This window comes from Silvibacterium bohemicum (genome assembly GCF_001006305.1).
Taxonomy (GTDB): Bacteria; Acidobacteriota; Terriglobia; order Terriglobales; family Acidobacteriaceae; genus Silvibacterium; species Silvibacterium bohemicum.
The window spans coordinates 723693-750253 of sequence record NZ_LBHJ01000012.1 but is presented as its reverse complement, the minus strand read 5'-3'; the positions used below and the strand labels follow the sequence as shown (position 1 = coordinate 750253).

21 protein-coding genes are annotated in these 26561 nt (G+C 60.9%); 9 read left to right on the top strand and 12 right to left on the bottom strand.

Going from position 1 to position 26561, the window contains the following annotated elements; all coding sequences use genetic code 11:
- Positions 1-2 precede the first annotated feature (2 nt).
- Positions 3-851: an AraC family transcriptional regulator gene (locus XX99_RS19370; protein ID WP_050061004.1), complete on the top strand. Its 849-nt coding sequence runs from the start codon at positions 3-5 to the stop codon at positions 849-851.
- Here the strand turns inward: XX99_RS19370 and hutI are convergent.
- The 3 genes from hutI to hutH are packed head-to-tail and all read right to left on the bottom strand — an operon-like array spanning position 848 to position 5306.
- Positions 848-2104, bottom strand: a complete 1257-nt coding sequence (gene hutI / locus XX99_RS19365) for an imidazolonepropionase (RefSeq protein ID WP_050061003.1) — start codon at positions 2102-2104, stop codon at positions 848-850. The genes XX99_RS19370 and hutI overlap by 4 nt on opposite strands.
- On the bottom strand, positions 2101-3777 hold the full coding sequence (hutU, locus tag XX99_RS19360; protein ID WP_197081907.1) for a urocanate hydratase: 1677 nt from the start codon (positions 3775-3777) through the stop codon (positions 2101-2103). The genes hutI and hutU overlap by 4 nt, the downstream gene beginning before the upstream one ends.
- A 5-nt stretch (positions 3778-3782) precedes the next feature.
- A complete protein-coding gene (hutH, locus tag XX99_RS19355; protein WP_050061002.1) occupies positions 3783-5306 on the bottom strand; it encodes a histidine ammonia-lyase in 1524 nt (507 codons plus the stop codon).
- Positions 5307-5401: 95 nt separating this feature from the next.
- On the opposite strand from hutH, the gene XX99_RS19350 reads away from it, so the two are divergent.
- Complete coding sequence (locus XX99_RS19350) at positions 5402-5908, top strand: Lrp/AsnC family transcriptional regulator (RefSeq protein WP_050061001.1); 507 nt, start codon at positions 5402-5404, stop codon at positions 5906-5908.
- A 20-nt stretch (positions 5909-5928) separates the two neighbouring features.
- Here the strand turns inward: XX99_RS19350 and XX99_RS19345 are convergent, their stop codons facing one another.
- Positions 5929-7230, bottom strand: coding sequence for a sugar MFS transporter (locus tag XX99_RS19345; RefSeq protein WP_050061000.1), 1302 nt, complete (start codon positions 7228-7230; stop codon positions 5929-5931).
- A 322-nt stretch (positions 7231-7552) separates the two neighbouring features.
- Between XX99_RS19345 and XX99_RS19340 the strand changes: the two genes are divergently transcribed.
- Both XX99_RS19340 and XX99_RS19335 read left to right on the top strand, forming a co-directional pair.
- On the top strand, positions 7553-8716 hold the full coding sequence (locus XX99_RS19340) for a pepsin/retropepsin-like aspartic protease family protein (RefSeq protein WP_050060999.1): 1164 nt from the start codon (positions 7553-7555) through the stop codon (positions 8714-8716).
- Between the two features lie 139 nt (positions 8717-8855).
- Complete coding sequence (locus XX99_RS19335; RefSeq protein WP_050060998.1) at positions 8856-11882, top strand: TonB-dependent receptor; 3027 nt, start codon at positions 8856-8858, stop codon at positions 11880-11882.
- 113 nt (positions 11883-11995) lie between these two features.
- Here the strand turns inward: XX99_RS19335 and XX99_RS19330 are convergent, their stop codons facing one another.
- Positions 11996-12955, bottom strand: coding sequence for a DUF5996 family protein (locus XX99_RS19330; RefSeq protein ID WP_050060997.1), 960 nt, complete (start codon positions 12953-12955; stop codon positions 11996-11998).
- 281 nt (positions 12956-13236) lie between these two features.
- Here XX99_RS19330 and XX99_RS19325 point away from each other — a divergent pair, with 281 nt between their 5' ends.
- From XX99_RS19325 to XX99_RS19310, 4 genes are all read left to right on the top strand, one after another.
- Complete coding sequence (locus XX99_RS19325) at positions 13237-14943, top strand: nitrite/sulfite reductase (RefSeq protein ID WP_050060996.1); 1707 nt, start codon at positions 13237-13239, stop codon at positions 14941-14943.
- A 226-nt stretch (positions 14944-15169) separates the two neighbouring features.
- A complete protein-coding gene (locus XX99_RS19320; RefSeq protein WP_050060995.1) occupies positions 15170-15814 on the top strand; it encodes a precorrin-2 dehydrogenase/sirohydrochlorin ferrochelatase family protein in 645 nt (214 codons plus the stop codon).
- Positions 15811-16605, top strand: coding sequence for a uroporphyrinogen-III C-methyltransferase (gene cobA / locus XX99_RS19315; RefSeq protein WP_050060994.1), 795 nt, complete (start codon positions 15811-15813; stop codon positions 16603-16605). Before XX99_RS19320 ends, cobA begins: the two co-directional genes overlap by 4 nt.
- Before the next feature lie 99 nt (positions 16606-16704).
- Positions 16705-17391 (top strand): Rossmann-fold NAD(P)-binding domain-containing protein, encoded by a 687-nt coding sequence (locus tag XX99_RS19310; protein ID WP_050060993.1) that lies wholly within the window; start codon positions 16705-16707, stop codon positions 17389-17391.
- Positions 17392-17462: 71 nt separating this feature from the next.
- On the opposite strand, the gene XX99_RS19305 is transcribed toward XX99_RS19310, so the two are convergent.
- From XX99_RS19305 to XX99_RS19295, 3 genes are all read right to left on the bottom strand, one after another.
- A complete protein-coding gene (locus tag XX99_RS19305; protein WP_231581502.1) occupies positions 17463-17915 on the bottom strand; it encodes a YraN family protein in 453 nt (150 codons plus the stop codon).
- Between the two features lie 122 nt (positions 17916-18037).
- Positions 18038-20668 (bottom strand): AMP-binding protein, encoded by a 2631-nt coding sequence (locus tag XX99_RS19300; RefSeq protein WP_050060991.1) that lies wholly within the window; start codon positions 20666-20668, stop codon positions 18038-18040.
- A 26-nt stretch (positions 20669-20694) separates the two neighbouring features.
- Entirely contained in the window at positions 20695-22167 is a 1473-nt protein-coding gene (locus tag XX99_RS19295) for an RNB domain-containing ribonuclease (RefSeq protein ID WP_050060990.1), read from the bottom strand.
- Between the two features lie 79 nt (positions 22168-22246).
- Between XX99_RS19295 and XX99_RS19290 the strand changes: the two genes are divergently transcribed.
- Positions 22247-23059, top strand: coding sequence for a formate/nitrite transporter family protein (locus tag XX99_RS19290; RefSeq protein ID WP_050060989.1), 813 nt, complete (start codon positions 22247-22249; stop codon positions 23057-23059).
- A 108-nt stretch (positions 23060-23167) separates the two neighbouring features.
- On the opposite strand, the gene XX99_RS19285 is transcribed toward XX99_RS19290, so the two are convergent.
- From XX99_RS19285 to XX99_RS19270, 4 genes are all read right to left on the bottom strand, one after another.
- On the bottom strand, positions 23168-23836 hold the full coding sequence (locus XX99_RS19285) for a PspA/IM30 family protein (protein WP_050060988.1): 669 nt from the start codon (positions 23834-23836) through the stop codon (positions 23168-23170).
- Between the two features lie 73 nt (positions 23837-23909).
- Positions 23910-25337, bottom strand: a complete 1428-nt coding sequence (locus XX99_RS19280) for a flotillin family protein (RefSeq protein ID WP_050060987.1) — start codon at positions 25335-25337, stop codon at positions 23910-23912.
- A 136-nt stretch (positions 25338-25473) separates the two neighbouring features.
- Complete coding sequence (locus XX99_RS19275; RefSeq protein WP_050060986.1) at positions 25474-26040, bottom strand: hypothetical protein; 567 nt, start codon at positions 26038-26040, stop codon at positions 25474-25476.
- Entirely contained in the window at positions 26037-26561 is a 525-nt protein-coding gene (locus tag XX99_RS19270; protein WP_050060985.1) for a helix-turn-helix domain-containing protein, read from the bottom strand. The genes XX99_RS19275 and XX99_RS19270 overlap by 4 nt, the downstream gene beginning before the upstream one ends.

Below are 26561 nucleotides of genomic sequence, written 5' to 3'. Positions count from 1 at the left end.
CCATGCTTGGAAAAACGCGACCGGACGCCAGGCCCGAATACGAAGAGCGCTATGACGCCATTGTCGGCAAGGCGCGCGGCGTGCTCCAGCAGCCGGCGTCGGCCGGGAAATTCAGGCATCTGCGCATGAGCGCGCCGGCCGAGCTCTCGCCGTGGGTCGCGCACTTCTGGATGACCGGCTGGCAGCTCGAAGGACTCGAACCGCACCTCGTCGAAACGCTACCCCATCCCAACTTCCATCTTGTTTTCGAAAGCGGTGCGTGGATAGTCTCCGGCATTCACACAGGAAAATTCACGCGCACGCTCGAAGGCAACGCATTCGCCTTCGGGATCAAATTCACTCCCGCCGGCTTTCATGCATTTTTCAATCAGCCTGCCGCGTCGCTGGCCAACAAAATGGTTTCGGCGAAAGGCATCTTCGGGCCTTGCATTGAGAAGCTCCAGCTCGACGCGAATGCCGAAGACGAGATGGTCCCGCAGTCGTCGGCATTTCTGTTGTCGCGACATCCCGCTCCAGACCCGCTGGTCACGCAGGTGAATCAAATCGTCAAAGGCATTCTGCACAATCCTGAGATCTCCACGGTCGACCAACTCGCCGCATTCACGGGCATGAACAAGCGCTCACTGCAGAGGCTCTTCCACCAATATGTGGGCGCGACGCCAAAGTGGGTGATCCGCCGCTATCGGCTGCACGAACTGGTCGAGCGCTGCCACTCCGGAGAGCAACTGGATTTCGCGCAGGTGGCCGTCGACCTCGGCTACTTCGATCAGGCGCATTTGATCAACGACTTTCGCTCCATCGTCGGCTACTCGCCGGTGCAGTATCGAAAGATGGCCAAGCGCGGCGACTAAGCCGAAAACGAAATACCGTTCGTGAATACCATCGCGGCCCGCGAATCACCGAAGAAATACGGCAGCTCGCGATAGTCCTCCGCGTCATGCACAACGAAGTCGGCAACTTTGCCGGTTTCGAGCGAGCCGATCTCGTGGCCGCGATTCAGGCTGTACGCAGCATTCACGGTCGCGGCCACCAGCGTCTCCGCCGGAGTCATCTTCATCTGCGTGCAGGCCAGAGACATCACCATCCGCATGGAGGAAACCGGCGACGAGCCTGGATTGAAGTCCGTAGCCAGCACCACCGCCAGCCCTGCGTCGATCATCGCCCGCGCCGCGGGATACTTCTGCGATCCGATGGCATACACCGATCCGGGCAGAAGCACCGGCTGCACGCCTGCCTGCATGAGCTTCTCCATCGATGCGGCGCTCGTCTGCTCAAGGTGATCGCAGGTCTTCGCACCCATCTCCGCCGCCAGTTCCGACGCGCCAAACGCAGTGAACTGATCTGCGTGCATGCGCAGGCCGAGGCCATGCTGGTTTGCGGCAGTAAACACACGCCGCGCCTGATCGAGATTAAAGACCTTGGCCTCGCAGAAGATGTCGCAGAACTCCGCCAGCTTCTCCCGGGCTACCAGCGGCAGCATCTCGTCGACGATTAGCCCGACGTAATCATCCGCACGTCCGGCATACTCCGAAGGAATTTCGTGCGCGCCAAGAAAGGTCGGAACCGTGCGCAGAGCGGTTGTCATTCCCACCTGGCGAATCACACGCAGGATCTTCAGCTCGTCTTCGACCGTGAGCCCGTAGCCCGACTTTGCCTCGACGGTTGTCGTTCCGCTCTCGAGAAACCATCGCGCATAGCGTGTGGCGGCGGCATTCAGATCCTCTTCGCTGGCCGCGCGCGTCTTGCGCACCGTCGAACGGATGCCTCCGCCTTGCGCTGCAATTTCCTGGTAGGTCGCACCTGCACAGCGCATCTCGAACTCGTCCGCGCGATTCCCGGCGAAGACCAGATGCGTATGCGCATCGACGAAACCCGGCGTGACAAGCCGGCCACCGGCGTTAATAGTCAAAACGCTTTTTCTGGTTTTTTCGGCCAGCGGCTCGATATCCGCGCGCGAACCAACCGCCGCAATGCGTCCATCGCGCACCAGCATCGCGCCGTCGGCAATCGCAGCAACCTCACGCAGTTCATGGCTCACGCGAGGGCGCGCCGGCCCGGCCAGCGTCGCCAGCTGCGAGCAGTTCGTAATCAAGAGCTGGCTCACGCGGGATCTTCCATCATCGGCACCCGCACTCCCGAGGCCTTCGCGAACTCAATCGCCTCCTCGTAACCCGCATCTACATGCCGCAGCACGCCCGTACCCGGATCGGTGGTCAGCACGCGCTGCAACCGCTGCGCTGCGAGATCCGATCCATCGGCCACTACCACCATTCCGGCATGATGGGAATAGCCGATGCCCACGCCGCCGCCATTGTGAATGCTCACCCACGAAGCGCCGGCCGCGGTGTTCACCAGCGCGTTCAAGAGCGGCCAGTCGGCGACCGCGTCCGATCCATCCTTCATCGCTTCGGTCTCGCGATGCGGAGACGCAACCGATCCTGCATCGAGGTGGTCGCGTCCGATCACGATGGGAGCTGAAATTTCTCCGCGGCGCACCAGCTCGTTGATCGCGACACCCAGCTTGGCGCGCTCGCCATAACCCAGCCAGCAGATGCGCGCCGGCAGTCCCTGAAAATGTATCCGCTGCTGTGCCAAATTGATCCAACGCCGCAGGCTCGCGTCTTCGGGGAACATCTCCAGGACTAAACGATCGGTCCGATAGATGTCTTCGGGATCGCCCGACAGGGCAACCCAGCGGAACGGCCCTTTGCCCACGCAGAACAGCGGACGAATGTACTCGGGCACAAAACCCGGGATATCGAAGGCGTCGTTCACGCCGGCTAGCTTGGCCTGCGTGCGCAGATTGTTGCCATAGTCGAAGGTCACAGCGCCGCGCCGCTTCAGCTCGAGCATCGCCTCGACGTGCCGCCCCATCGTCTCCATCGAGCGCCTTGTGTATTCCTCAGGATCGCTTTCACGCAGGCGCAGCGCGTCTTCGAGAGACATGCCATTCGGCACATATCCATGCAGGGGATCGTGCGCGCTGGTCTGGTCGGTCAGCACATCGGGAACAACTCCGCGCGCGATCAACTCAGGCAGCACGTCGGCACAGTTGCCCACCAGCCCAACGGAGATCGCCTTGCCGTCCCTGCGTGCGTCATCAAGAATCCGCAGCGCCTCATCGAGACTCCGGGCAATCGCGTCGCAGTATCCGCTCTTCAACCGCTTCTCGATGCGCGCAGCATCCACATCGATGCCGAGAAAGCGTGCGCCGTTCATGGTCGCCGCCAGCGGCTGCGCTCCGCCCATGCCGCCTATGCCGCCCGACACCACCAGCTTGCCCTCAAGGCTTCCGCCGAAATGCTGCCGTCCCGCCTCGGCGAAGGTTTCGTATGTCCCTTGCACGATGCCCTGGCTGCCGATGTAGATCCACGAGCCAGCCGTCATCTGCCCGTACATCATCAGGCCCTTGCGTTCGAGCTCGTGAAAGTGCTCCCAGTTCGACCAGCGGCCGACGAGATTCGAATTTGCGATCAATACGCGCGGTGCAGCCTCATGCGTTTTCAATACGCCAACTGGTTTTCCTGATTGGATCAGCAGGGTTTCGTCGTCGGCCAGCGTCTTCAGTGTGCGCACGATCGCCTCGAACGACTCCCAGTTGCGCGCAGCCTTTCCGGTGCCGCCATAGACAACGAGGTCATCCGGCCGCTCCGCCACTTCGGGATCGAGGTTGTTCATCAGCATGCGCAGCGCCGCCTCCTGCTGCCATCCGCGAGTATTCAGCTTTGATCCGCGCGGCGCGCGAACCACGCGCGCTTCTACTGCCATATCAGCCATGGTTACTATCCTCTCCACTCGTCGAATTTACCCGCGCGCACCGCCTGCGCCAGCTTTTCTATCTCACTCGCAAGCACGCGATCTTCTTTCAACGCAGGGCTGATGGTGCGCACAACCTCTGCCGCGCGACCCACCGCTTGCGCCGGCCGCAGAGGCAGCCTGTATTCCAACCCCTGTGCCGCCGCCATCAACTCCATGGCCAGCACGTACTCCGCATTCTGCACCACCTGCCGCAGCTTCAGCGCACCGGTCATGCCCATCGATACGTGATCCTCTTTGCCGCCCGATGTCGGCACCGAATCGACGCTCGAAGGATGCGACAGCACCTTGGCTTCGTTCAACAACGCGGCGGCCGCCACGTGCGCGATCATCAACCCCGAGGAAACGCCGGCATCGGGAGAAAGAAATGCCGGGAGGCCTTCGTTGATGTCCGGATTGATGAGCCGGTCAATGCGACGCTCGCTGATGCTCATCAGATCGGTCAGCGCAATCGCCGCATAGTCCAAGGCTAACGCCAGCGGCGCTCCGTGGAAGTTTCCGCCGGAAAGAATTTCTCCGCTCTCTTCCAGCGCGAAGATCAAAGGGTTGTCCGTGGCCGATCCCGTTTCGACCTCGATCACCTCGCGCACATGGGTTAACGCGCCACGCGCGGCTCCATGCACCTGCGGCATGCAGCGCAGGCAATAGGCATCCTGCACGCGGGGATCGTCGTGACGGTGCGACTCGCGTATTTCGCTCTCCGCAAGCAGCCCGCGCAGATGCGCTGCCGCGGCGATCTGTCCCGCATGCGGTCTCGCCTCATGGATGCGCGCGTCGAAAGCTGCGGGTGTTCCGCGCAGCGCCTCAAGCGACATCGCGCCGGCCAGATCGAAGAGCTCGACCACGCGCAACGCGCGAGCGAGGGCCAGCCCACCCACGCCGGCCATGGCCTGCGTGCCGTTTAGCAGCGCGAGTCCTTCTTTTGCAGCCAATGTCAGCGGTGTGATTCCGGCTAGCTCGAAGGAACGAGCCGCGCTCATGCGATGGCCGCCGTAAAACACCTCGCCCTCGCCGATCAACGCCAGCGCGAGATGCGCCAAGGGAGCCAGGTCGCCGCTCGCGCCGACCGAGCCGCGCGCAGGAATTACCGGATGGACACTGGCATTCAGCATGGCCACCAGCGTTTCCAAGACGACGGGCCGCACTCCGCTCAATCCCTTGGCCAGCACGTTTGCGCGCAACAGCAGCATGGCGCGGACTTCATCCTGAGGCAGCGGCTCGCCGATCCCGCAGGCGTGGCTGCGCACCAGATTACGCTGCAAAGCCTCCAACTGGTCCGGACCAATACGCACGTCGCTCAACTTGCCGAAGCCGGTGTTGATGCCATACGCGGTTTCTCCCCGGGCTACCACGCCCTCGACCACCGCGCGCGACGCCTTTATGCGCGGATACGCGTCCTCCGCAATTGCGACCGCCCGGCCATCCAGTGCGACCGCCGCGATCTCTTCGACCGGCAACGATCGGCCATCAAGCTTCAAAGGTTTTTTCATTGCAGGAGATGCTAAGGATTGGGAATCCGGGTGTACACCCACATTCCACGGTAAACATGTCACAATCTAAGAGAAATCTCAGGGAAATAGACGCTATGACGGCAGAAACCGCCGAAATACTCGATGAATACGCCCGAAACCTTCTCGCGGAGCTTGCTACCAACGCGCGAGCCTCTTATGCCGATCTCGGCCGCCGCGTGGGACTCTCCCCTTCCGCTGTTGCCGAGCGCATGCGCCGCATGGAAGAAGACGGCGTCATCAAGGGTTATGGCATCGAGATCGATCCCGCCATTCTGGGTCTGCCTGTGCTCGCCGTCATCCGCATGACCTGCGACGGAACGCACTATCATCCGTTCCTGAAATTTGTGAAGACGCTTAATGAGGTTCGTCTCTGCCACCACGTCACCGGAGCCGATGCCTTCTATCTTGAAATCGCGACATCGTCGCTGGTCGATCTCGAACGCCTCATTGAGCGTCTGCTGCCCTACGGCATTCCCACCACCAGCCTGGTCTTCTCGTCGCCGGTCGTGCGACGCGGCCCCGACCTTACGCGCTTGAATCCACCCAAAGAAAACAGGCGGCCCAAAGGCCGCCCGCGCTGATTTTGTCGGTGAATCGATCTCTACGATGGCTGGATGATGCGCGATCCTCTCCATCCGTAATAGGCGATGAAGACATAGCAGATCACCGGCACGATAAACGCGTGATGGATGCCGATCTTGTCCGCGAGCACTCCCTGAATCTCGGGAATGATCGCGCCACCCACGATGGCCGTCACCAGCAGCCCTGAGGCCTCGCCGGTCAGCGGTCCCATCTCGGCGACGCCGAGGGTGAAGATCGAGGGGAACATGATCGAGTTGAAGAAGCCGACCGCCAGGATGCTCCATGCCGCGGCGTGACCCGAGGTCATCATGGATATAAGCACGAGCAGCCCCGCCACGATGGCGCAGAAGGTGAGCAGATGTCCGGTCTTCACTTTTTGCAGCACGGCCGAACCCAGGAAGCGCCCTACCATGGCGCCGCCCCAGTAAAACGGCACCAGATTCGCCGCGGCCAGCGCGGTCAGCCCGAGAATGTAGGACTGATTGAAGTAGTTGATGAGGAAGCTGCCGATCGAGACCTCGGCCCCCACGTAGACAAAGATAGCGACTGCACCCAGCACCACGTGGGGGTAACGCCACATCGACGCACCCTTGTCGGCGGCCTTGGTCGGACGATAATCCTTCGTGGTGTCGAGCCGTGGAAATTTATAGAACGCAATCGCCAGCGCTAGCACGACCAATGCCAGCGTGATCGCCAGGTAAGGAAATTTCACCGTCGCCGCCTGCTGAATGCGATAGGCATGCAGCGCGGCCTTGGACATCGTATCGGTGTTCTCGACCGTCTTCTCGGCGCCTTTCAGGATCAGCCATCCGCCCAGCGGAGGCCCGATGGTCGTGCCCAGTGAGTTGAAAGCCTGGGTCAGATTGAGGCGGCTCGAAGCGGTCTGCGGGGATCCCAGCACCGTGACATAAGGATTCGCCGCGACCTGCAGCGCGGTAATGCCCGCGGCCAGCACGATGAGGGCTGTCAGGAAGAGCGGGAACGACGGCATGTTGGCGGCGGGAACAAACAGTATTGCGCCCACTCCCATGGTCAGCAGGCCGGCGACCATGGTGCGCTGGTAGCCGATCCACTCCACGATTTTGCCCGAGATAAGGCCGAAAGCCGCGTACGCCGAAAAAAAGGCGAACTGAATCAGCAGAGCCCCGGCATAGTTAAGGTCGAAGATCGCCTTCAGATGCGGAATCAGAATGTCGTTGAGCGAAGTCAGGAATCCCCACACGAAAAACAGCGTGGTGACCATCGCGAATGCGCTCTTATAACTGTTGCCGCCCGGAGCGGCGGTGATTCGGGTCGAACTTCCTGCGTTGCTGATGGCCATCGGATCCTAGAGTATTCCTTGTGGAGTATTCCTTGTGTTTTTTAGCATCCTACCGATAGACCGCTGGCTTGGTCGCGGCCCGTGGGGATTTGTGCCTGCCGAGAATCATACCTGCTTCAAGGATTTCTCTTCAGCGCGCTGCACTGCCACCTTTTAGAACCTACACCCTGTTCGCTCTCAACAAAGTGCCGGTTTTTTCCGTTTAAACTGAACGTATGTTGCACGATTCATGAAACTTTTGAACGAGTAATACGTCATTCTGAGCACCAATGCCCGAAGGGGAGAGCGCCGGGTCGCGGCGCAGCAGAGGAAAAGGTTTTCGATGGGCAGAAGAAGCATCGCATTCTCACTTATGATGTTCGGCGGTTTCGGCAGCATTCTCGTCCATCCGACTGCAGCACAACTGCCGGCCGCCCAGCAGACGAGTGCGAACCGGCTGGTGGGCGCGATCACAGCGATCGACGGCAAATCCCTCACCATCAAGCCGGACACAGGCTCACCCACCACTGTGATTCTCAGCGAGACGGCGCACGTCCTGCGCACCGCACCGGGAGCCAAGACCCTGGCCGGAGCCACTCCCATCGCGATCACCGACCTTGTAATCGGCGACCGCGTACTGGTCGCTATTCATCCCGCGGCCGACGGCTCTGCACCGACCGCCACGACCGTCATCGCCATGAAGCAGACAGACATTGCCCAGCAGCAGCAGGCCGATCAGGCTGATTGGCAGCGCCGCGGCGTGGGCGGGCTGGTCAAATCGGTCGACACCGCGGCGGGAACAGTCACTGTTGCCGCCGGCGCCAAGACCTGGATCATCCATACAACGCCAAAAACCGTTGTCCGCCGCTACGATCCGGAATCGATCAAGTTCTCCGACGCCAAGCCATCGACGCTTGACCAGATCCACACCGGAGATCAGATTCGTGCGCGCGGCGAACACAATGCCGACAACAGCGAAGTCGCGGCGGACGAAGTCATCGCAGGCTCGTTCCGTAACATCTCGGGAACGGTAGTCTCCGTCGATGCCTCCGCCAATAGCGTGACCGTGACTGACCTCGCAACCAAGAAGCCCGTCGTCATCCGCGTTAGCGCGGATTCGCAACTGCACAAGCTGCCGCCGATGATGGCCCAGGCGCTGGCCGCTCGATTCAAGAATGGCGGCGCGACGCATACCGAGAGCACGGCGCAGGCGCCAGCTGCAAACCCGCCGTCCGAAAACGGACAACGTCCCGGCGGTGGACAGCGCAACGGCGACCTCTCGCAATTTCTGCAACGCACGCCTGCTCTACAGCTTTCCGATCTTCACAAGGGCGACGCGGTCATGATCGTCGCCACGCAAGGAACACCTGACGCCGCAACCGCTGTGACCCTGCTCGCCGGCGTTGAGCCCATCCTCACCGCATCGCCCTCCGCCAGCCGGGATATGTTCTCGGCCTCCTGGAACCTGGGCGGAGGCGGCGCGGGAGCGGGTGAAGGAACACAGTAAGAGAAATTTGCGTCTTTATAGCAGAGCACCATTCAGGCGGGCATGAAGGAAATGCCTGCTCACATAGTTTTGCCTCCGCCGCACAGGCCATGCGGCGTACTGCGTCATCCATATAACTTCTCTTTGTTTCGGGAGTACTGTGACTTACAAGCTCATCCTTCGCTCTTTGTGTCTCTGCCTGGCTATGTTTCTTCTCGCGCTCGCCCCGACCCTGTGGGCGCAGGCCGGAAATGGCATCCTTCGCGGTACGGTCACCGATCCCAGCGGCGCGGTAATTCCCAATGCCACGGTGAGCATCACCACGCCCGACGGCCACACCATCGCGACTGCGACATCAGATTCCTCGGGCGCCTATCAGACCAAGGGATTGCCTGCCGGAACCTACATCGTCCTTGCGGGAGCGCAGGGTTTCGCACAGTCGAGTTCGAAGGCCGTCGTTCTAGCCTCCGGACAGAGCAAGCAATTCGACATCGCCCTGCAAATCGAGGTCGAGAAGCAGCAGGTGGTGGTCAACGAAGACACGCCGACGGTCAGCGTCGATCCCACCAGCAATGCCAACAGCCTGGTCATCAAAGGCAAAGATCTCGATGCGCTCTCCGACGATCCCGATGAGCTGCAGAACGAACTGAGTGCGCTCGCCGGCCCTGGAGCGGGTCCAAATGGCGGGCAAATTTATATCGACGGCTTTACCGCCGGACAGCTTCCGCCGAAATCCGCCATCCGTGAAATTCGCATCAACCAGAATCCCTTCTCCGCCGAATACGACAAGCTAGGCTACGGACGCATTGAGATCCTCACCAAGCCCGGCACAGACAAGCTGCACGGTCAGTTCTTCATTCAGGGCGATCCCTCGCAGCTGAATACCGGCAATCCCTTTTCAAAAAACATCCCGGACTACTACAGCTATCAATACAACGGCACGGTGAACGGGCCGATAAGCAAAAACGCGTCGTTCTTCGTCAGCGCCGAACATCGCATTATTCAAGACGACGCCATCGTCAGCGCGTTTCGCCTGGCCGGCGAGGTGAACGGCGATTTCGCCAACGGCATCTTCACCAATCCAGCCGACTACGGCACTGTAGGCTTCAACGATGCGCTGGTCGCGCCCCGCACCCGCACCAACATCAGCCCGCGCATCGATCTGGCCATCGGCGCGAAGAACACGTTAAGTGTCCGGTACCAGTATTACGACAACGGCGAGCAGAACCAGGGTGTTGGCCAGTTTTCACTGCGCGATCAGGCCTACAAGCAGGACTCCACCGAGCACACCGTCCAGATCAGCGACACCCAGATCATCAGCGACAAGGTCATCAACGAAACCCGCTTTCAGTTCCTGCGCGATTTCTCCAGCGAAACTCCGTCGACCCTCACTCCGCAGGTGCAGGTTTCCGGCCTGGAAACCTTCGGCGGCAACAGCGACCAGATCATCAAAGACCACTCACTCCACTACGAGCTGCAGAACCTGACCGAGATCGCGCTCAAGACCCACTCCATCAATGTCGGCGGCCGTCTGCGCTTCGCACGCGACGCCAATACCGCGAACTCCAGCTTCAACGGCCTCTTCACCTTCGGCGGCAACAGGTGCAGCGCAGGAGAGACCGGCTGCGTCTCCTCTTCGCCCGCTCAGGCCTACGGCAGCACCATCCAGGGACTCGGCACCGGCCAGAGCTGGGCGCAGATTCACGCCGCCGGCGGCGGTCCCAGCCAATTGAATCTCGTCTACGGCAATCCCTCCACCAAAGTGGGCCTCACCGATGTCGGCCTCTTCTACCAGGATGACTGGCGCGCCCGCCAGAATCTGACCCTCAGCTATGGCGTGCGCTGGGAGTCGCAGACCAGCATCAGCGATAAGAACGACTGGGCTCCGCGCTTCAGCTTTGCCTGGGGTGTGGGCAAGGGCGGCAAGCAGCCCAAGACCGTCATCCGCGGCGGATACGGATTTTTCTATGATCGCTTCGCTATCTCCAATCTCCTGCAGGAGAGGCGCCTCAACGCCAACGCAAATTCGCCGCAGGCTGAGGCTGTCATTCAGAATCCAACCTGCTACTCGGCCACCGGTATCACCCAAAATGATCTGACATCCTGCTCCCAGGCAGGCAGTAGCAGCAGCAAGACGGCCGTCTACCAAATCGCACCCAACCTCCACGCGCCCGTCACGCAGCAGGCCGCGATCGGAGTCGAGCGCCAGCTGTCTAAGACATCGACCATCTCACTCACCTACCTAAACTCGCTCGGCAATCATCAATTCATCACCCGCAATGCCAACGCACCGCAAGTGTTGGGCTACGATCCGGCTGCTCCGAATATCTATCAGTACTACTCCGAAGCGGTTTTCAAGCAGAACCAGCTGATCGCCAACTTCAATGCCCGCATCAGCCCCAGCCTCTCTCTCTTCGGCTTCTATACGGCGAGCTGGGCCAACAGCGACAGCGGCGGCATCAACAGCAATCCCAGCAACTCCGCCGATCTGAAGCTGGATTACGGCCGCGCCTCCTTTGATGTGCGCAACCAGATGTTCCTGGTCGGCAGCTGGTCTACGCGCTGGGGACTGCGCTTTAGCCCCTTTGTTGTGGTCGCGTCCGGAAAACCCTTCAACGTCACCTTGCCTGAGGATCAGAACGGAGATTCGTTTTTCAACGACCGCCCATCCTTCGCCAAGGCCGGTGACACCAACACCATCTCGACAGCCTACGGCAATTTCAACCTCACTCCGGCTGCAGGCGAGACTCCCATCCCTGTCAATATAGGGAACGGGCCTACACTCTTTACCTTCAATCTGCGCGCCAGCAAAAGCATTCCCTTCGGACCCAAAGTTGCCGGCGGTCCTGCGGGAGGCGGCGGCTTCGGAGGTGGAGGAGGCGGTGGTGGCCGTGGCGGCGGTGGCGGTGGGCTCGGCGGCGGCTTAGGCCCTGGCGGCCTCAGCGGCAATCGGGGAGGTCCGGGGGGACCGGGCGGGGGCCGAAACGGCCAGCAGGCCCTGAATCGCAAATACAATCTGACCTTCAACGCGCAGGCGCTGAACCTCTTCAACGACATCAACCTTGCGCCGCCCACGGGAACTCTCGGCTCGCCCGAGTTCGGCAAATCGAATGCTCTGGCCGGACAGATCTTCTCCTCGGGATCGGCCAGCCGCCGCATCTTTGTCCAGGCCGTCTTCAGCTTCTAAAAGAGCCGCTTATCTTCACGAACAGGTAGGCCCGCGTCCGCGACGCGGGCCTACCTGCGTAAAGGGCTTCCACCGGAATACACGAGAGCGCTCGCGCTCTTCATCGAAGAGTTTCAGGAGCTACGTCCGGCAGCCGTTTCTAACGCCGTCCGATCCCACCCCGCACAGTTCGCCGCTGCTTCATATGTCTTCTGCAGAAACTGCAGCAGCACCGAATCCGGATCAGCGGACCGGCGCACTTCTTCGTACGGCAGCACGAACTCACCCATCGTCGCATCGAACGCCCCCGACGCTGGCGCGATGGGGTACTCCCGATAGCCGGGCGGCTCCGGGTAGGCATAGCTGTAAAAGAACGGTTCGATTCCCGGCGCACCGGGCCAGAAACCGCAGCTGCTGACTTCGTGCGAATACGCGTCGCGGGTTACGCGATCCGGCAATCCCGCCATGCTCGGATGCTCCGGCGCAGTACGGCCTGAGAAGCGGCTGCAAGCCAGGTCCAATGCGCCCCAGAAAAGATGGATCGGGCTCACCTTACCGATGAAGCGCGCACGGAAAACAGTGAAGACACGGTTGGTTTGCAGCAAAATCCGCCAAAACCGCTGCGCATATTCAGGATCGTAGGCCTTGTGCGTTTCATCCTGCTCGAAGGGGATGGGCTTTGCAATCTCCACCGGCACCGGCCACACGTGCACCGGAGTGCCCAGCTCGGCCAACGCGGCTACCACGTCCCCGTAGAATGCAGCCACCGTCATCGGCCGGAGCGCGATCCGGCGCACGCCGCCATCGCTGGTCTGCAGGAGGAGCGCGTGCTCCAGGAAATCGAAGTCTATCTGCAGAATGCGCGTGCCATGGGCCATCGGCGAAGTGGTAACGCCGCGCACCGTGGGATACAGGGTCACGTTCCACGTATGGTTAATCGGCGGCGTGAGCGCCAGCCTGACCTTGCCCACAATCTGCATCCAGAGCTGCAAAGTAGCGCAGGTCTCGCTCCAGGCCGATTGCGGTAAAGCCGGCCAGACCGGGCCGGAATCGATGGACGATGAAATGGGCGTAGAGGAAGGAGTCGGCTGCATAGCGCCTCGCAGCAATCATCATAAGCCGGCATTCTCAAAAGCCCACTGAAATCTAGCCGCTGCAAAACCCATGAAACTCACCTGTGGCCCTAGCTTGCCCCCGACCGGCTCACCGTTTATCCTGTTGGGAGTGCGGATTTATTCCACTCCGGCAGTTTGCTGTCCAGCATGTTGTCCCATGCTGAGCCGGACGTGCGCGTAGCAGAACCCTAATCGCACACACCGTCCCGCTCAGCCCACCATCGCCGGTGGGTTTTTTACTTTCCAAATTCAGAGAAGAGATGACTCAGATCATAGCCCCACCCAAAGAAGCCGCCAAGGAAACCAAAGCCCAGCGCATCGAACGCCTCAAGCGCGAGAAGAACCCGTGGGAAGTCTTCGATGAGGTCCGCGCCTTTGCCCGCGAGGGCCGCAGCAGCGTCGTGCCGGAATGGGCCAACGCCTACTTCAAGTGGTGGGGTATCTACACCCAGGGCGATGGAATCGGCGCCGTGGGCGGCAAGGGCGGCGAAGGTCTCGCCACCGAATACTTCATGATGCGCATCGGCCTGCCCAACGGCCTGCTCACATCGCATCAGCTGCGCACCATCGCGGACATCACCGAAAGGCATGCCCGCAATGTCGCCGACATCACCACCCGGCAGAACATCCAGCTTCATTGGCTGACTATCGAAGACATTCCCGAGATCGTCGACGAGCTGACCAAGATCGGCCTCTCTCCCAAGGGAGCCTGCGGCGACGTTGTGCGCAACGTCACCGGCTGCCCGCTGGCCGGCATCGACCACGAAGAGATTGCCGATGCTTCGTCGCTCGCTGTCGAGCTGGCTCACGCCCTGGTCGCCAACCCCGAGTTCTATAACCTGCCGCGCAAGTTCAAGATCTCCGCTACCGGCTGCCCCGTCTGGTGCAGCTACCCCGAGATCAACGACGTCGCTTTCACTGCCATCAAGAACAACAGCGGCGAGGTGGGCTATACCGTCCGCGTCGGTGGAGGCCTTTCCAACGAGCCGCACCTTGCTGTGAAATTGGATGCGTTCGTCCGTCCCAATCAGGCTGTCGATGTGGCTCGCGCCATCACCGCCATCTTCCGCGATCAGGAAGTGCTGCGTGAAAGCCGCGATCGCGCCCGCATCAAGTACCTCTTCATGAAGGAGAACTGGACCGCGGAGAGCTTCCTCGCGGAAGTAGAACGCCGTCTCGGTTACAAATTCGAGCCCGGCGCGCCCGAGAAGCTTCCCGAAGACGTTCTTCGCGACCACGTCGGCATTCACAAGCAGAAACAGCCCGGCCTCAGCTACGTCGGCGCTTCAGTCCTGCGCGGCCGCCTTACCGGCGACCAGCTCGCCGCAGCGGCCGACCTCGCCGAACGCTTTGGCAACGGCCAGCTCCGCACCACCATCATGCAGAACCTGATCTTCGTGAACATCGATACCGCTCGCGCAGGCGAGCTGGCCAAGGAGCTGCAGCACATCGGTCTGCATGTCGACGGCACACCCTTCTGGCGCGGCGCTATTGCCTGCACAGGAACAGAATTCTGCAAGCTGGCCATCAGCGAGACCAAGGGCTTCACCCGCTGGCTGGTCGACGAGCTGCAGGAGAGCCTGCCGCAATTCGATCAGCAGCTCAAGCTCCACGTCACGGGATGCCCCAACAGCTGCGGCCAGCACTGGATCGCCGACATCGGCCTCGAAGGCAAAAAGATCAAGCACGAAGGCAAGATGGTCGACGCCTACTATTTCTGCGTAGGTGGTGCGGTCGGCGCGCACGCCGCGATCGCCCGGCCGGTCGGCTATCGCGCTCCCGCAACCGAAGTGCCGGCAGCGCTCACCCGCCTGCTTGGCGCATATCTCAACGAACGCACGCCCGGCGAAAACCTGCGCAACTACTTTGGCCGCCACGACGCTGGGGCTATCCGCGCCCGGCTGGCTGGAGAATCTCTCGAAGCCGTAGAGCGCGACCTGGCAACGAGAGCAATGGACGGCGACTGAGGATAGATATGAATAGTGCGAATTCAGCGACTAAAAATGTCGTCGTTTTGACGACCAGCGGGAAAAGGAATCTCGACGCTTCCCTCCGCGCGACTGTCGCATTCGCTAAACCAATACAGGATTCCCCACGTCTCGCACTTGAGACGTGGGATTCAGACCAAGGCCGTCGTTCTGAGCAAGGCGAGGGACCTGTGATCCATCTTCACCTCACCGGAGGAACACAACCATGAGCCTTTTACCCATTTTCCTGAAGCTAGCACGCCGCCCTTGCCTGCTGGTCGGTGCGGGTGAAATCGCGCTCCAGAAGATTCCTTCGCTGCTGAGCGCCGAAGCCCGGCTTCGCGTGATCGCGCCGCGAGTCCATCCGGAGATCGCGGCACTCGCCCGGCAGGGCCACATCGAGCTCGATCAACGCAGATTCACTCCATCCGATCTTGATCGCACCTTCCTGGTCATCGCCGCAACTGACGATCCTGAAGTGAACGCGGCAATCTACGAAGAGGCGGTCGATCGCAACATCCTCTGCAACTCGGTCGACGACCCGCCGCACTGCGACTTCTATTTTGGATCGGTGGTGAGCCGCGGCGATCTGCAGGTCGCCATCTCTACTGCCGGCGAAAGCCCCGCGCTCGCCCAGCATCTTCGCCGCGAGATCGACGCGCAGCTTCCGACCGACCTCGGCCCCTGGCTGCACGATCTCGGCCAGGTGCGGCGCGACATTCTTACCGCCTACGAACCGGGCGAAGACCGCAAGCTGCTGCTCCATCAGCTTGCGCAGCGTCACGTCTGCGATCCAAGGGCATGCCCGGCGCAACATCTCGCCATCGAGGCCCGGCACGAGACCACGCATGTCAAGGAAGCTCTGGCATGACGACTGGCGAATCTCCGTCCGGCGCCAGGAAAGGCGTAGTTTATCTAGTCGGAGCCGGCCCCGGCGATCCCGATCTGCTCACCGTAAAGGCCCTGCGACTTCTTGGATCCGCGGACATCGTTCTGAATGATGATCTGGTGCCACCCGCTATTCTTGCCCTCGCCGGTCCGCGCTGCCTCACCGTCAACGTCGGCAAGCGTTGCGGCACGAAGAAAATTACGCAGGCCGAGATCAACCAGCTCATGGTCGAAAAAGCGGCACAGGGATTCTCGGTTGTACGCCTCAAGGCCGGCGACCCGCTGGTCTTCGGCCGCGCCGCCGAAGAGATGGATGCCCTCCGCGCCGCCGGCATTCCCTTCGAAATTGTTCCCGGGATCACCACAGCCTTCGCCGCCGCTGCCGCGCTCGAGTGCTCGCTCACCGACCGCCGCGCCTCTTCGAGCATCGTCTTCAGCTCCGGCCACCACGCCTCCGAAGCTCCGGAGGCGCTCAAGCCCAATGAGCCTACGCGCATCGTCTATATGCCCGGCCGCGACTTCACCACACTCGCCGCCGAGTGGACCGCCAGCGGCCTGCCCCCAAGCTTCCCCTGCATCGCCATCTCGCGCGTAGCCCAGCCCGATCAGCAGATCACTATCGCCACGCTCGGCGCACTCAGCAACACCGACCCTGGCCCCGCGCCGGTTCTGCTCCTCGCCGGATGGGTCTTCCAAAACGTTCAGGTAGGCACTCCGGAGTTCGACGCCATCCTCGAAAACCTCGCCGAAGACCGCCCCGCCATCGAAAGCTAGAATTGACTCCGGATAGACCGGATATCACGTCCAGACTTCCCATATGTCGTCTTCGAGATGTGTGATTCTGTCTAATCTGGAAATCAGATACGAGGCCAGATGAAAGTCGTTCTCTTCGGAACTACCGGCATGGTCGGTCAGGGTGTTCTGCGCGAATGCCTGCTCGATCCTGAAATCGAGACCATCGTCTCCGTCGTCCGCTCCCCCAGCGGGCAACACCACGAGAAGCTGCGCGAGATCGTCCATCAAAATTTCTACGACTTCTCCAGCATCGAGGCCCAGCTTACCGGCCTCGACGCCTGCTTCTTCACCCTGGGAGTTAGTTCGGCAGGCATGAGCGAAGAGCAATATCGGCGGATTGCTTATGACATTACGCTCGCGGCGGCCAATGCGCTCGTCCGGCCGAATCCGGCGATGGTCTTCACCTATGTCTCGGGCCAAGGAACGGACAGCTCCGCCAAAGGCCGCAGCATGTGGGCACGCGTCAAAGGAGAGACCGAAAACGCGCTGCTCGCTTTGCCTTTCCAGGCTGCCTACATGTTTCGCCCGGGATTGATCGTGCCGCGGCGCGGCATCCGGTCGAAGACGCGTGCGTATCGAATCCTGTATGTGCTTACCGCGCCCATTTTGCCGCTGCTCGAACCCACACTGCCAAGATATGTAACCAGCACTGATAAATTAGGCCGCGCCATGATCTACGCCGCGCGATATGGAGCGCCTGAGGCCGTCCTCGAAACCGCCGACATCGATCAGCTGGTGAGGAAGGACGCGGCGTTGCGTTCTTGAGCCTGATTCAATCTGCCGGTTGCCCCATATCTCGCTTATAAGATGTGGGATTGATTCCGCATCATGCGAGATCAATCCCATCCAAAGGCTCCGCAAAACAACTCGAACTCCGCGCGTTTCCCTGCCTCGAAGTAGACGGAAAGAATATCGAAGCGAACCGGAACATTTTCTACCGGCAATTGCCGCAGATAGTGTCGCGCCAGCCGCATCAGGATCTTCTGCTTGTCTTCATCCACGGCAGCCTCGGCCGGAGCAACCGCGCGCGTGGTGCGCGTCTTCACTTCAACGAAGCAAATCGTCTCATCCTCCCACGCCACCAGGTCCAGATCGCCGCGCGCCAGGTCCGACCGCCATCCCCGCGCAGTGATCACGAACCCATTCCTTCGTAGATAGAAGAACGCCGCACGCTCGCCGCGCTGGCCGGTTGCAAGATGCGCAGGCAGCCGCGAAGATGGAGCCGATCGCCGCAACGCGGTCTTGCCACAACACTCGACGACTGATTCGAAGAGAGAGAGGAAAAGCACAGCGTTATTGTCCTGCGCATCATCGGATGCGCCAAGACACTTTGGTCACAAGCAAAACATCGGCGTCACGAGCGGGCTTCGTCGGTGTCCGCGCCTCGCACCCAAGGCCGGGGTTTTTCACATTAACTCGATCCAGCCGAGCCGTTCTCATCTAATGACATCAGACGAGCTATTTCCGCGCGCAGCTGATCCGTAATTTCCTCCGCGCTCGTATTCGCGACGAACGACATCGGAGAACCCACAACCACGCGCAGCCTGCCCGAGCGAAACCAGCGATATTTGCCCAGCTTCGCTCCGCCCAATCCCACCAGCGCAACGGGAAGCACCTGTGTCTTCGACTGCTCCACCAGCAGCCCGATGCCCGAGCGAAACCGCTGCAACTGTCCGTCCCCGGAACGGCGGCCCTCCGGAAAAACCAGCACATTGTATCCCCGATCCAACGCATCGCCTGCATGCTGAAAGCTGCGCCGAAATCCAGCGCTGCGCGGCAGAGGAAAGACATTAAAGATGCCGGTGACCAAAAGATAAGTGAAGGGTCCCAGCGCATTCAGAAACCACGAGCCCTGATTTCGCTGCTTGCGCCAATCTTCCAGCATATTCGCGGCCATCGCAGCCGCCACATGCCTCCGCATCGAGCCCGGCAAGGCATACAGAACCAGCGGAACATCGAAGGTGCTCACATGATTGGCAATAAGCAACAACGGTTGTTGCAGATTCAAGCCGGACGCCGCGCGTCTCGTACCTGAAACGTGGGAGGAGAACTGCCACCGGACCTGCGGTGCCGCCAACAGCCATACCAGCGGCCGCAACACACACTCGAGGAACGCCACCCTGGCCATCTGCACCGGCCACGACCAGCTCCAGCGCGGGTAAATGTCATCGCGCTCGCCGTCTGCCGCGATGGCATGGCCGCTTGGCGCGGCTTCCGAAGCTGTCGCATCGTCCGTCGTCATGGCGACGCCGAGCCCCAGCAGACGCCGCAAACATCCCAGAGTAGTTATTTGCTCCAAGGTCGCGTCGCTCAGCGTAAGCCCGAACTTCTGCTCGAGCGCCGATTGCAACTGCACGCGCCCCAGGCTGTCGAGTTGCAAATCTTCCTCGAGGCGCGCGGAGTCATCCTGCCTGCCGGGGCTCGCTCCAGTGATCGACAGAATCAGAGCGAGCAATGCATCGTTCGTCGCAGCCGCCGCTCCCTCACTGTTCTTCGCATTGACCCACTCGGCAACCTTGCGCCGCTGAATCTTTCCCGTCGACGTGCGCGGCAGGTCCAGCTCCGGCCATATCTGCCATCGCCGCACCTTCTGGAAATCGGCCAACTGCGCGTTCGCCGCGATTACCGCTCGCTCTACTTCTTCCCTCGCGCCGCGAAACAGCAGCACGGCCACGGGCTCCGGACCTCGCGGCGTCTCCAGCGCGACTACCGTCGATGCTTCGATTCCCTTTTGCGCATTCAGCGCCGCCTCCACATCTTCGGGATGCAGATTGAGTCCCGATGAAGTCACGATGACTTGATTCTTGCGGCCCAGAAAACGAAGTTGTCCGGCTTCGTCCCGAGCAGCCAGATCACCAGTCGCGAGCCATGGCGAATCGTTTTGCCGGATCGCGCCGTCGCGCCACGTGGCCGTGGACACCATATCGCCGCGAACCAGAATCTCGCCGTCCTCGCGAATTTCCACGTCGCGACCCGGCAGCACCTTGCCAATCGTTCCCTTGCCCACCTTGAAGGGATGATTCAGCGTGATGAGCGCCGCTGTCTCGGTCATGCCGTAGCCCTGGACCAACGCAAATCCCAGGGTGTTCCAGAAATTTTCAAGATCGGCCGGCAGCGAAGCGCCTCCGCAGACAAAGGCCCAGAATTTGTAACCCAGGCTGTGATGAATTCGACGGAAGCGCCACCAGCGCATCCAAACCTTCTCGCCCTTCGCTGCTTCTATGTCACTCGGCAGCCCGGGATGCTCCGCTAACAGCGCATCGCGCAATAGTTCGAGCACGCGCGGCACAGCAGCCAGCACGGAGATGCGTTCCCGCCGCGCAGTCTCAATCAATCGCGGAGCCTGGAGGCGCGACTCGAAATGCACCTCCGCTCCCAGCAACGGTGGAATCCAAAGCCCCATGAACTGCCCGAAGACATGGCTCAGCGGAAGCGTGTGCAGAAAGCGCAGCGGATGCACCCAGCGCTCATATTTTAGATACTTCTGCATCTCGCGCTCAATTGGAGCAACGCTTGACGCTACATTGCGGTGCGTGTGGACGATGCCCTTGGGCTCCGCTGTCGTTCCCGAAGTAAACAGGATTTGCAGTGGAGAATCGAGGCTCAGGGACTCATCCGGAGTCTCCGGAGCAGTAGTCTGCGCAAGCATATCCGAGAAATTCTCGAAGGCCAGCCGTGCGGTATCCGCATCAAGTTGCGCCAGCAGCGTCGCGTCGCCAACTACCAGCCTTGGCCTGGTTTCCGAGATGACGCGTCTCGCGAAATCCGCACTGCCCGCCACATCCAGCGGAACCGCAATCACGCCGCGCAATACGCATCCGAAGAACGCGCCCACCCACTCGACCGAGTTCTGCCCCCACAGCACGACTCGCTCGCCTGCGAGAATCTCGCGGCGCCTCAGCTCCGCGGAAAAACGGTCGGCAAGCCGGGCCAGCTCGCGATAGGTTGAACCGATGCGCCGGTTACCGCGATACGTAACAATGGCTGTGCCATTTTCATGTTTTCTGAAATCTTCGACCAGCGTCGCCAGATGAGACCGCATGTCTCCGTCATTGCCTCTTGGAAAATTTACGCGCGCGCAAAGTCGATAAAGCCGCGATTCGGGTCGGTGCGCACCAGCCGCACATTCAGCTTATCGCCAACGTCGACACCATGCTGCCCTTGCACCAGCATGCCATCCACACGCGGCGCCAGCGTGCGCACAAAGCTGCCATGCTCATTGACTCCGGTCACAATCGCGCGGAACTTCTCGCCGATCCTGTTTGCGAGCGCCACTGCTGCGATGCGCTTCTGCATCTCGCGCTCCAGCTTGCGTTCCGCGGCGGCCTTGGCGGTGCAGTTCGCCGCGATCGCCGCCAATTCGTCGTCCGAATAGGGAGAAGGCCGGCCCGCGATCATCGCCTTCAGCAACCTCTGCGTAACCAGATCCGCGTAGCGGCGGTTGGGGGCTGTAGAGTGCGTGTAATCCTCCACTGCCAGCCCGAAATGACCTTCCGATGGTGCGCCCGGCCGCTCCAGCACATATTCTCCGGGCCCCAGCAATTTCACAATCGCCAGCGACAGATCGGGAAAATGATCGGGATCGTTCTCTTTCCGCTCGCACAGAAAATCATTCAGCGCCGTTGAATCGGGAGCCACTGGCAATTTTGCTCCCAAACTCGCGGCAAGTTCCACGATCCTGTCCCAGCGCTTCGGAGTTCTCACGATGCGGCGAATCGACGCGATCTTTTTCGCCTCCAGAGCTCGCGCCACCACACCATTGGCAGCGATCATGAAATCCTCGATCAACTCGGTCGCGGAATTCTTTTCCTCATTGCCGAGCTTGATGCCACTTGCCTCTACCTGGTCATGCGTCTCGGCAGTATCGATATTCAACGCCCCATGCCGATAGCGCTCCAGCCGCAGCCTCTGCGCAATCTCGTTCTGCAATTTGAGCTGCGTCTGCAGTTCGCTCGACGCAGCTACTTTCGGTGGGGCGGCCGCCTTGCCATCCAGCCACGCTCCGACGCCAGGATAGGCAAGCTGTGCGTGGTTGCGCACCAGCGCCAGATAGATACGGCTCTCCGCAACGCAGCTCTCCGTGGCGCATACGTTGGCGTCCAACACAAACTCTGTCACTACGACGGCGCGATCTTCTCCTTCGAGAAGAGAAGTGAGGCCGGTGGACAGCGCTTCCGGCAACATGGAGAAATTTTTCACGCCGGTGTACAGCGTGGCTGTCTCGTTGGCCGCATAGCGATCGATCGCCGACCCTTTGGGTACGTATGCGTCCACGTCGGCGATGCCGATCTGCACCCGCATTCTTCCGTCAGGCAGCGTGTCCGCATACTCGATCTGGTCGAGATCCCGCGAGGTGTCGTTGTCGATCGAAGACCACAGAAGATGCCGCAGATCTTCCGCGCCTTCAGGAAGAAGCGGCGGATGCGCTTCGAGAGCTGCTACTTGTTGCTGCACCTCTGGAGGGTAGTCCGGCTGAAATCCATGTTCCTTCACCGCTTCACGAGCGGCTGCAACGAGATCGAACGGCGGATGCGAGCTCATAGACCTCCTGCGCCGCGGCCACGGCACGAAACTCCACCCTAGCACGCGGCGCGGAGATCGCGCATCCAAGCACTCATCCATGCGTCCGTTAAAAAATCTGCCAGAAGCCGATACCTCGCAATCCATTCAGCAAGACCTCGACCGCCCCACCGCCGTTCAGATCTATCAGCAGGTTTCACGCATCGCCAAGGGCGAGCTCTCTCGCACGAAGAAGGCGCTCGCGCTCTCCGGCGTGGTTGGCGGACTTACCATGGGCCTCACCGGGTTGGGGGTCTCGACCGTCGCTGCGGCCATAGGACACGGACGCGGCGCGGCGTTTCTGCCTTTTTTTCTCTATCCGCTCGGATTCATGGCCGTGATCTTGGGCCGCGCCCAGCTCTTCACCGAGAACACGCTCTATCCCGTTGCTCTCATTCTCGCCGAGCGCCGTCACTTCCTCGGCACGCTGCGGCTTTGGTCCATCGTGTTTCCATCGAACATCGCCGGAGCCCTGCTCTTCGCGCTGCTCTGCGCACGCACGGGAGCGCTGCAGCCAGCGATCCTCGCCGCCATGGTCAAATTCGGCACCGATGCGGCGAGCGTTCCATGGTCTCACGTCTTCTGGAGCGGCGTGGTCGGAGGCTGGATCATCGCCATGGTCGCGTGGCTGGTCAGCGGCAGCCACTCCATCACCGGCTCGGTCGCCGTCATCTGGAGTCTCACCTTCATCGTCGGCCTGGGCCACTTCGCCCACTGCGTTGCCACGAGTGGGGAGATCCTTGCCGCGATGCTCAGCCATCAGCTCTCAGCGCTGGATTACCTTAAGTGGCTGCTTCCTGCCACATGCGGCAACGTCATGGGAGGCGTGCTGCTCGTGACGCTGCTCGAATACGGACAAGCCAAGCTTGACTGAAATTCTACCCGCCCACGTCCCGGCATTGAGCCCAGGAAATCCTGGCCAAGATAAGAATGAGCAACCCACAATCAGGCGCCCAAGCGCGATCACCTGGACGGCCCGTCGTCAAGCGCGAGGCGCGTGCAGCTCCTTGAGATCTTTCAGCAGCGCATCGATCTGCTCTTCGCGCTCCAACACCGCGAACTTGTCTTCCAGCGATTCCCCGCTCATCAACTCGCTGGTCGCCGCGTTGGCAGCCTCCGCGCCCACAATGCGGCCGCGCATCTTGGTGAGGCTCGCTGCGTGATCCTTGCGCTCCACCGCCTGCTGTGCATTATGCGCGTTGCCCACTACGCGCGCACGGCGATGCTGGGCAATCATCATCTCGCAGCGTGATCGCGTCTCCTGTAGCTTTTGCTCCAGCTTGCGCAGCGCATTCTTCAGCGTCTCGGCTTCAGCCTTCTGATCTTCGAGCTGTTGCGCGAATCCCTTCGCCATCTGCTCGCTGCTCAGCGAGCGCTCCAGCGCGCCGCGCGCCAGATCGTCCGCCGACTTCTTCACCGCCAGCTCCGCCTTGCGCTTCCACTCCGCGACAGCGTCTTCGTGCTCCTTGCGCTTCTTGTCCAGCACATGCTGATCGGCGATGGCGATGGCCACCTGAGTCTTCACCTGCATCAGCTGATTTTCCATATCCAGAACCAGCTGCTTCAACAGCTTCTCCGGATCTTCGGCCTTCTCGATCAGGTCGTTTAAATTGGCGCGTAACAACGTTCCCACACGTTCGAGCAGTGCCATGACATTTCCTCCTCGCTGACTCATGCTTTCCGAAACAAACAGGCGGAGAGCTTGCGCTCTCCGCCTTCCCGACTTACTGCTTGCCCTCGACCGTCCCGCTCCCATTCGGTCGCGAGCGCATCGTCTTCACATTCGACATCAGCTCGCTCATGTTCATTCCCGAGAGAGCCTCGAAGAGCGCCGGAACCTGCGCAGCGATCTTGGTGAAATCGCCAGTCAGCTTGTTCACGCCCGATGCACCATCCGCACCAGTAGACACAATCGTGATCTTGTCCACCTTCGAGAGCGGCTCGGCCATGGCCCGCACCACATCGGCCATGTTGGTAATCAGCCGATCGACGACGGCGGCCTGGTTCCAATCCTGATAAGCCTCGGCCTTCACGTTCATGGCCTTGGCCTCGGCCTCGCCCTTCTGGAAGATCACCGCCGCCTCGGCTTCGCCTTGCGTGCGGATCGCCGACGAGCGTCCTTCCGCCTCCGTTGCCAGCCGCATCTTCTCCGCCGCCGCCAGTGTCTCGATTCGCTGGCGCTCGATCTCCGCGCCTTTCAGTACGGTCGAGATCAATTCTTTCTCGTGGCGCAGGATTTCCGCCTCCTGCACCTTGATCTGCTGCTCTTTCTCGATCTGCTGGATCTTCACCTGCTCCGCTGTCACTTGCTGCTGCATGATGTTGGTCTGGATCTCATAAGCTTTATCCGCCTGCGCCTCCTGACGGCGGCTCTGTTCTGTGAATTGGGCTTTTTGAATGTCGAGATCGCGTTGCGCCTCGGCCTGCTTGGCCAGTGACAAGGTCTCTGCCAGCACCCGCTCCTGGTCGGCAGCGGCTTTTGCTACCGCCGATTCCCGCAGCGCGTTCGCGCGGCGAATCGCCGTGTCGCGCTCGGCTTCTGCAGCGGCCACGTCGGCATCGCGCTTGATGCGCACAATGTCCGGCCGGCCCATGTTGGTGATGTACTCATTCTTGTCGCGCACCTCCTTGATGGTGAACGAAACAACTTCAAGCCCCATCTTGCTGATGTCGTCTGCACAGGTCGCGCGCATGCGGTCGCCCACCATCTCCGGTTCTTTGACGATCTGCTCTACAGTCAACTGACCGATGATGCCGCGCAGATGACCCTCCATCACCAACCGGATCAGTCCTTCGCGCTGCTGCGGAGACTTGCTCAGGAACTGCTCGGCCGCCGTAAGGATCGACTCCTGATCACTCCGAACTTTGATCTGCGCCACAGCCTCCACAGTTACCGCTACACCCTGCTTGGTATAGAGATCCTGCTGCGGAGCCACATCGAAGGACATCAGCTCCAGCGACAGCTCCCGGCACGTTTCCACCATGGGAAAGATCACCGTGCCATGCCCCTTGATCACGCGCGGACCGCGAAAACCATAGACAATCAGCGCCTCATTCGGACCGGCCTTGCGAAACATCTTGGCCAGCATGCCCATCAGCAAAATCAGCGCCAACAGGCCTAATCCCACCACCACAATCACTGTGTTCGTCATAATCGCCTCCTGATCCTTTCCATCAGGAAAACTGCGTTTCCAACCTCAGCTACAACAAACTTTGTTATCAGGAGCGCCGGGTGCCCCACGTCTCGACGTCGAGACGTGGAATTTCTCAAATTTGTCCGCCAAACGACTAGCCCTCAGACAATTCGTCCCATCGCCGCACCCAAGCGACCCCTTGTTCGTAGCGCATCACTACAACCTCCACCTCGCGCGGAATCGCTACGCCTGCTTCACTCCGCGCCACCGCAAAACGGCGCACGCCGCTCTGCGAAAACTGGATCTCGCCCACACCCCCTTCGCGGATCGTGCCGCTCACCCGGCCCAGCACGCCTACTATGTCGGTGTCTGCCGCGGTCAGCTCACGCTCGTGCGGCAGCAGCACCTTCGCCATGAACCAGAAGAGCAGCGACGCCCCAGCCAAACCGGCAACCATCGCCGCGCCCAGCACCACAGGCGTCAGCAGCCCTCCATACCGGTTCAGCAGATAACCACAGCCGCCAAACCAGCAGAGGAAACCCGCCAGCGTGAATCCATTGATCGGGCTTACTCCCACTCGCCCATGGGCGCCGGCATGTCCATGGGCCGCATGGATATGCACATGGCCGAAATGCAGATGCGAGAACATGCCCAGCAGGGACAAGCCCGTCAGAGACAGCCCCAGCGCAAAACAGATCAGGTAAAACGCCTCCCAGCTCATTGCTCCTCCTTTCTCGTCCGGCTTTTTTCCAGCGCATGCTTCTTCTCCGCGGCGTAGCCGGGCCGCAATACTTCGAGCAGACGCTCTACCAGGCCCGGAGTCTCGATCACGGCCTCCAGCAGCACCAGGCACTCGCGCGTGTCCTTATGTTTAGCCAGGGCCAGGAGCGCTCGCCGCAGAGGCGCATCGCGACGAAAGCGCTCCGCTCCGCTCACCAGCCACAGGTCGAGCTTGTCTTCGAGTCCCCGGGCGTCGCTCAACAATTCGGAGTGATAGCCCTCCGGGTCGTCGACCAGATATCCCGGATGCACCTTGAAGAACCTGGCCAGCAGCTGGCGTGTGGTGTTGGTCAGATGTGGCCGCGCCCCGCTCTCGATCTGCGACAGATAGCTCTGGCTCATCGAGGTCTTCAGCTCCGCCTTGATGGCCCGCACCAGCTCCTGCTGTGTCATCGCCCGGTCCAGCCCGCGCAGATTGCCTTCGACCTCTCGCAGGTATCGAAGTTTTTCGCCCAGCTTCAT

Excerpts from the sequence above, each read along its gene's own strand:
- XX99_RS19370 (WP_050061004.1), top strand. The coding sequence starts at position 3 with ATGCTTGGAAAAACGCGACCGGACGCCAGGCCCGAATACGAAGAGCGC.
- hutU (WP_197081907.1), bottom strand. The coding sequence starts at position 3,777 with ATGGCTGATATGGCAGTAGAAGCGCGCGTGGTTCGCGCGCCGCGCGGA.
- hutH (WP_050061002.1), bottom strand. The coding sequence starts at position 5,306 with ATGAAAAAACCTTTGAAGCTTGATGGCCGATCGTTGCCGGTCGAAGAG.
- XX99_RS19350 (WP_050061001.1), top strand. The coding sequence starts at position 5,402 with ATGACGGCAGAAACCGCCGAAATACTCGATGAATACGCCCGAAACCTT.
- XX99_RS19345 (WP_050061000.1), bottom strand. The coding sequence starts at position 7,230 with ATGGCCATCAGCAACGCAGGAAGTTCGACCCGAATCACCGCCGCTCCG.
- XX99_RS19340 (WP_050060999.1), top strand. The coding sequence starts at position 7,553 with ATGGGCAGAAGAAGCATCGCATTCTCACTTATGATGTTCGGCGGTTTC.
- XX99_RS19330 (WP_050060997.1), bottom strand. The coding sequence starts at position 12,955 with ATGCAGCCGACTCCTTCCTCTACGCCCATTTCATCGTCCATCGATTCC.
- XX99_RS19325 (WP_050060996.1), top strand. The coding sequence starts at position 13,237 with ATGACTCAGATCATAGCCCCACCCAAAGAAGCCGCCAAGGAAACCAAA.
- XX99_RS19320 (WP_050060995.1), top strand. The coding sequence starts at position 15,170 with ATGAGCCTTTTACCCATTTTCCTGAAGCTAGCACGCCGCCCTTGCCTG.
- cobA (WP_050060994.1), top strand. The coding sequence starts at position 15,811 with ATGACGACTGGCGAATCTCCGTCCGGCGCCAGGAAAGGCGTAGTTTAT.
- XX99_RS19310 (WP_050060993.1), top strand. The coding sequence starts at position 16,705 with ATGAAAGTCGTTCTCTTCGGAACTACCGGCATGGTCGGTCAGGGTGTT.
- XX99_RS19300 (WP_050060991.1), bottom strand. The coding sequence starts at position 20,668 with ATGCGGTCTCATCTGGCGACGCTGGTCGAAGATTTCAGAAAACATGAA.
- XX99_RS19295 (WP_050060990.1), bottom strand. The coding sequence starts at position 22,167 with ATGAGCTCGCATCCGCCGTTCGATCTCGTTGCAGCCGCTCGTGAAGCG.
- XX99_RS19290 (WP_050060989.1), top strand. The coding sequence starts at position 22,247 with ATGCGTCCGTTAAAAAATCTGCCAGAAGCCGATACCTCGCAATCCATT.
- XX99_RS19285 (WP_050060988.1), bottom strand. The coding sequence starts at position 23,836 with ATGGCACTGCTCGAACGTGTGGGAACGTTGTTACGCGCCAATTTAAAC.
- XX99_RS19280 (WP_050060987.1), bottom strand. The coding sequence starts at position 25,337 with ATGACGAACACAGTGATTGTGGTGGTGGGATTAGGCCTGTTGGCGCTG.
- XX99_RS19275 (WP_050060986.1), bottom strand. The coding sequence starts at position 26,040 with ATGAGCTGGGAGGCGTTTTACCTGATCTGTTTTGCGCTGGGGCTGTCT.
- XX99_RS19270 (WP_050060985.1), bottom strand. The coding sequence starts at position 26,561 with ATGAAGCTGGGCGAAAAACTTCGATACCTGCGAGAGGTCGAAGGCAAT.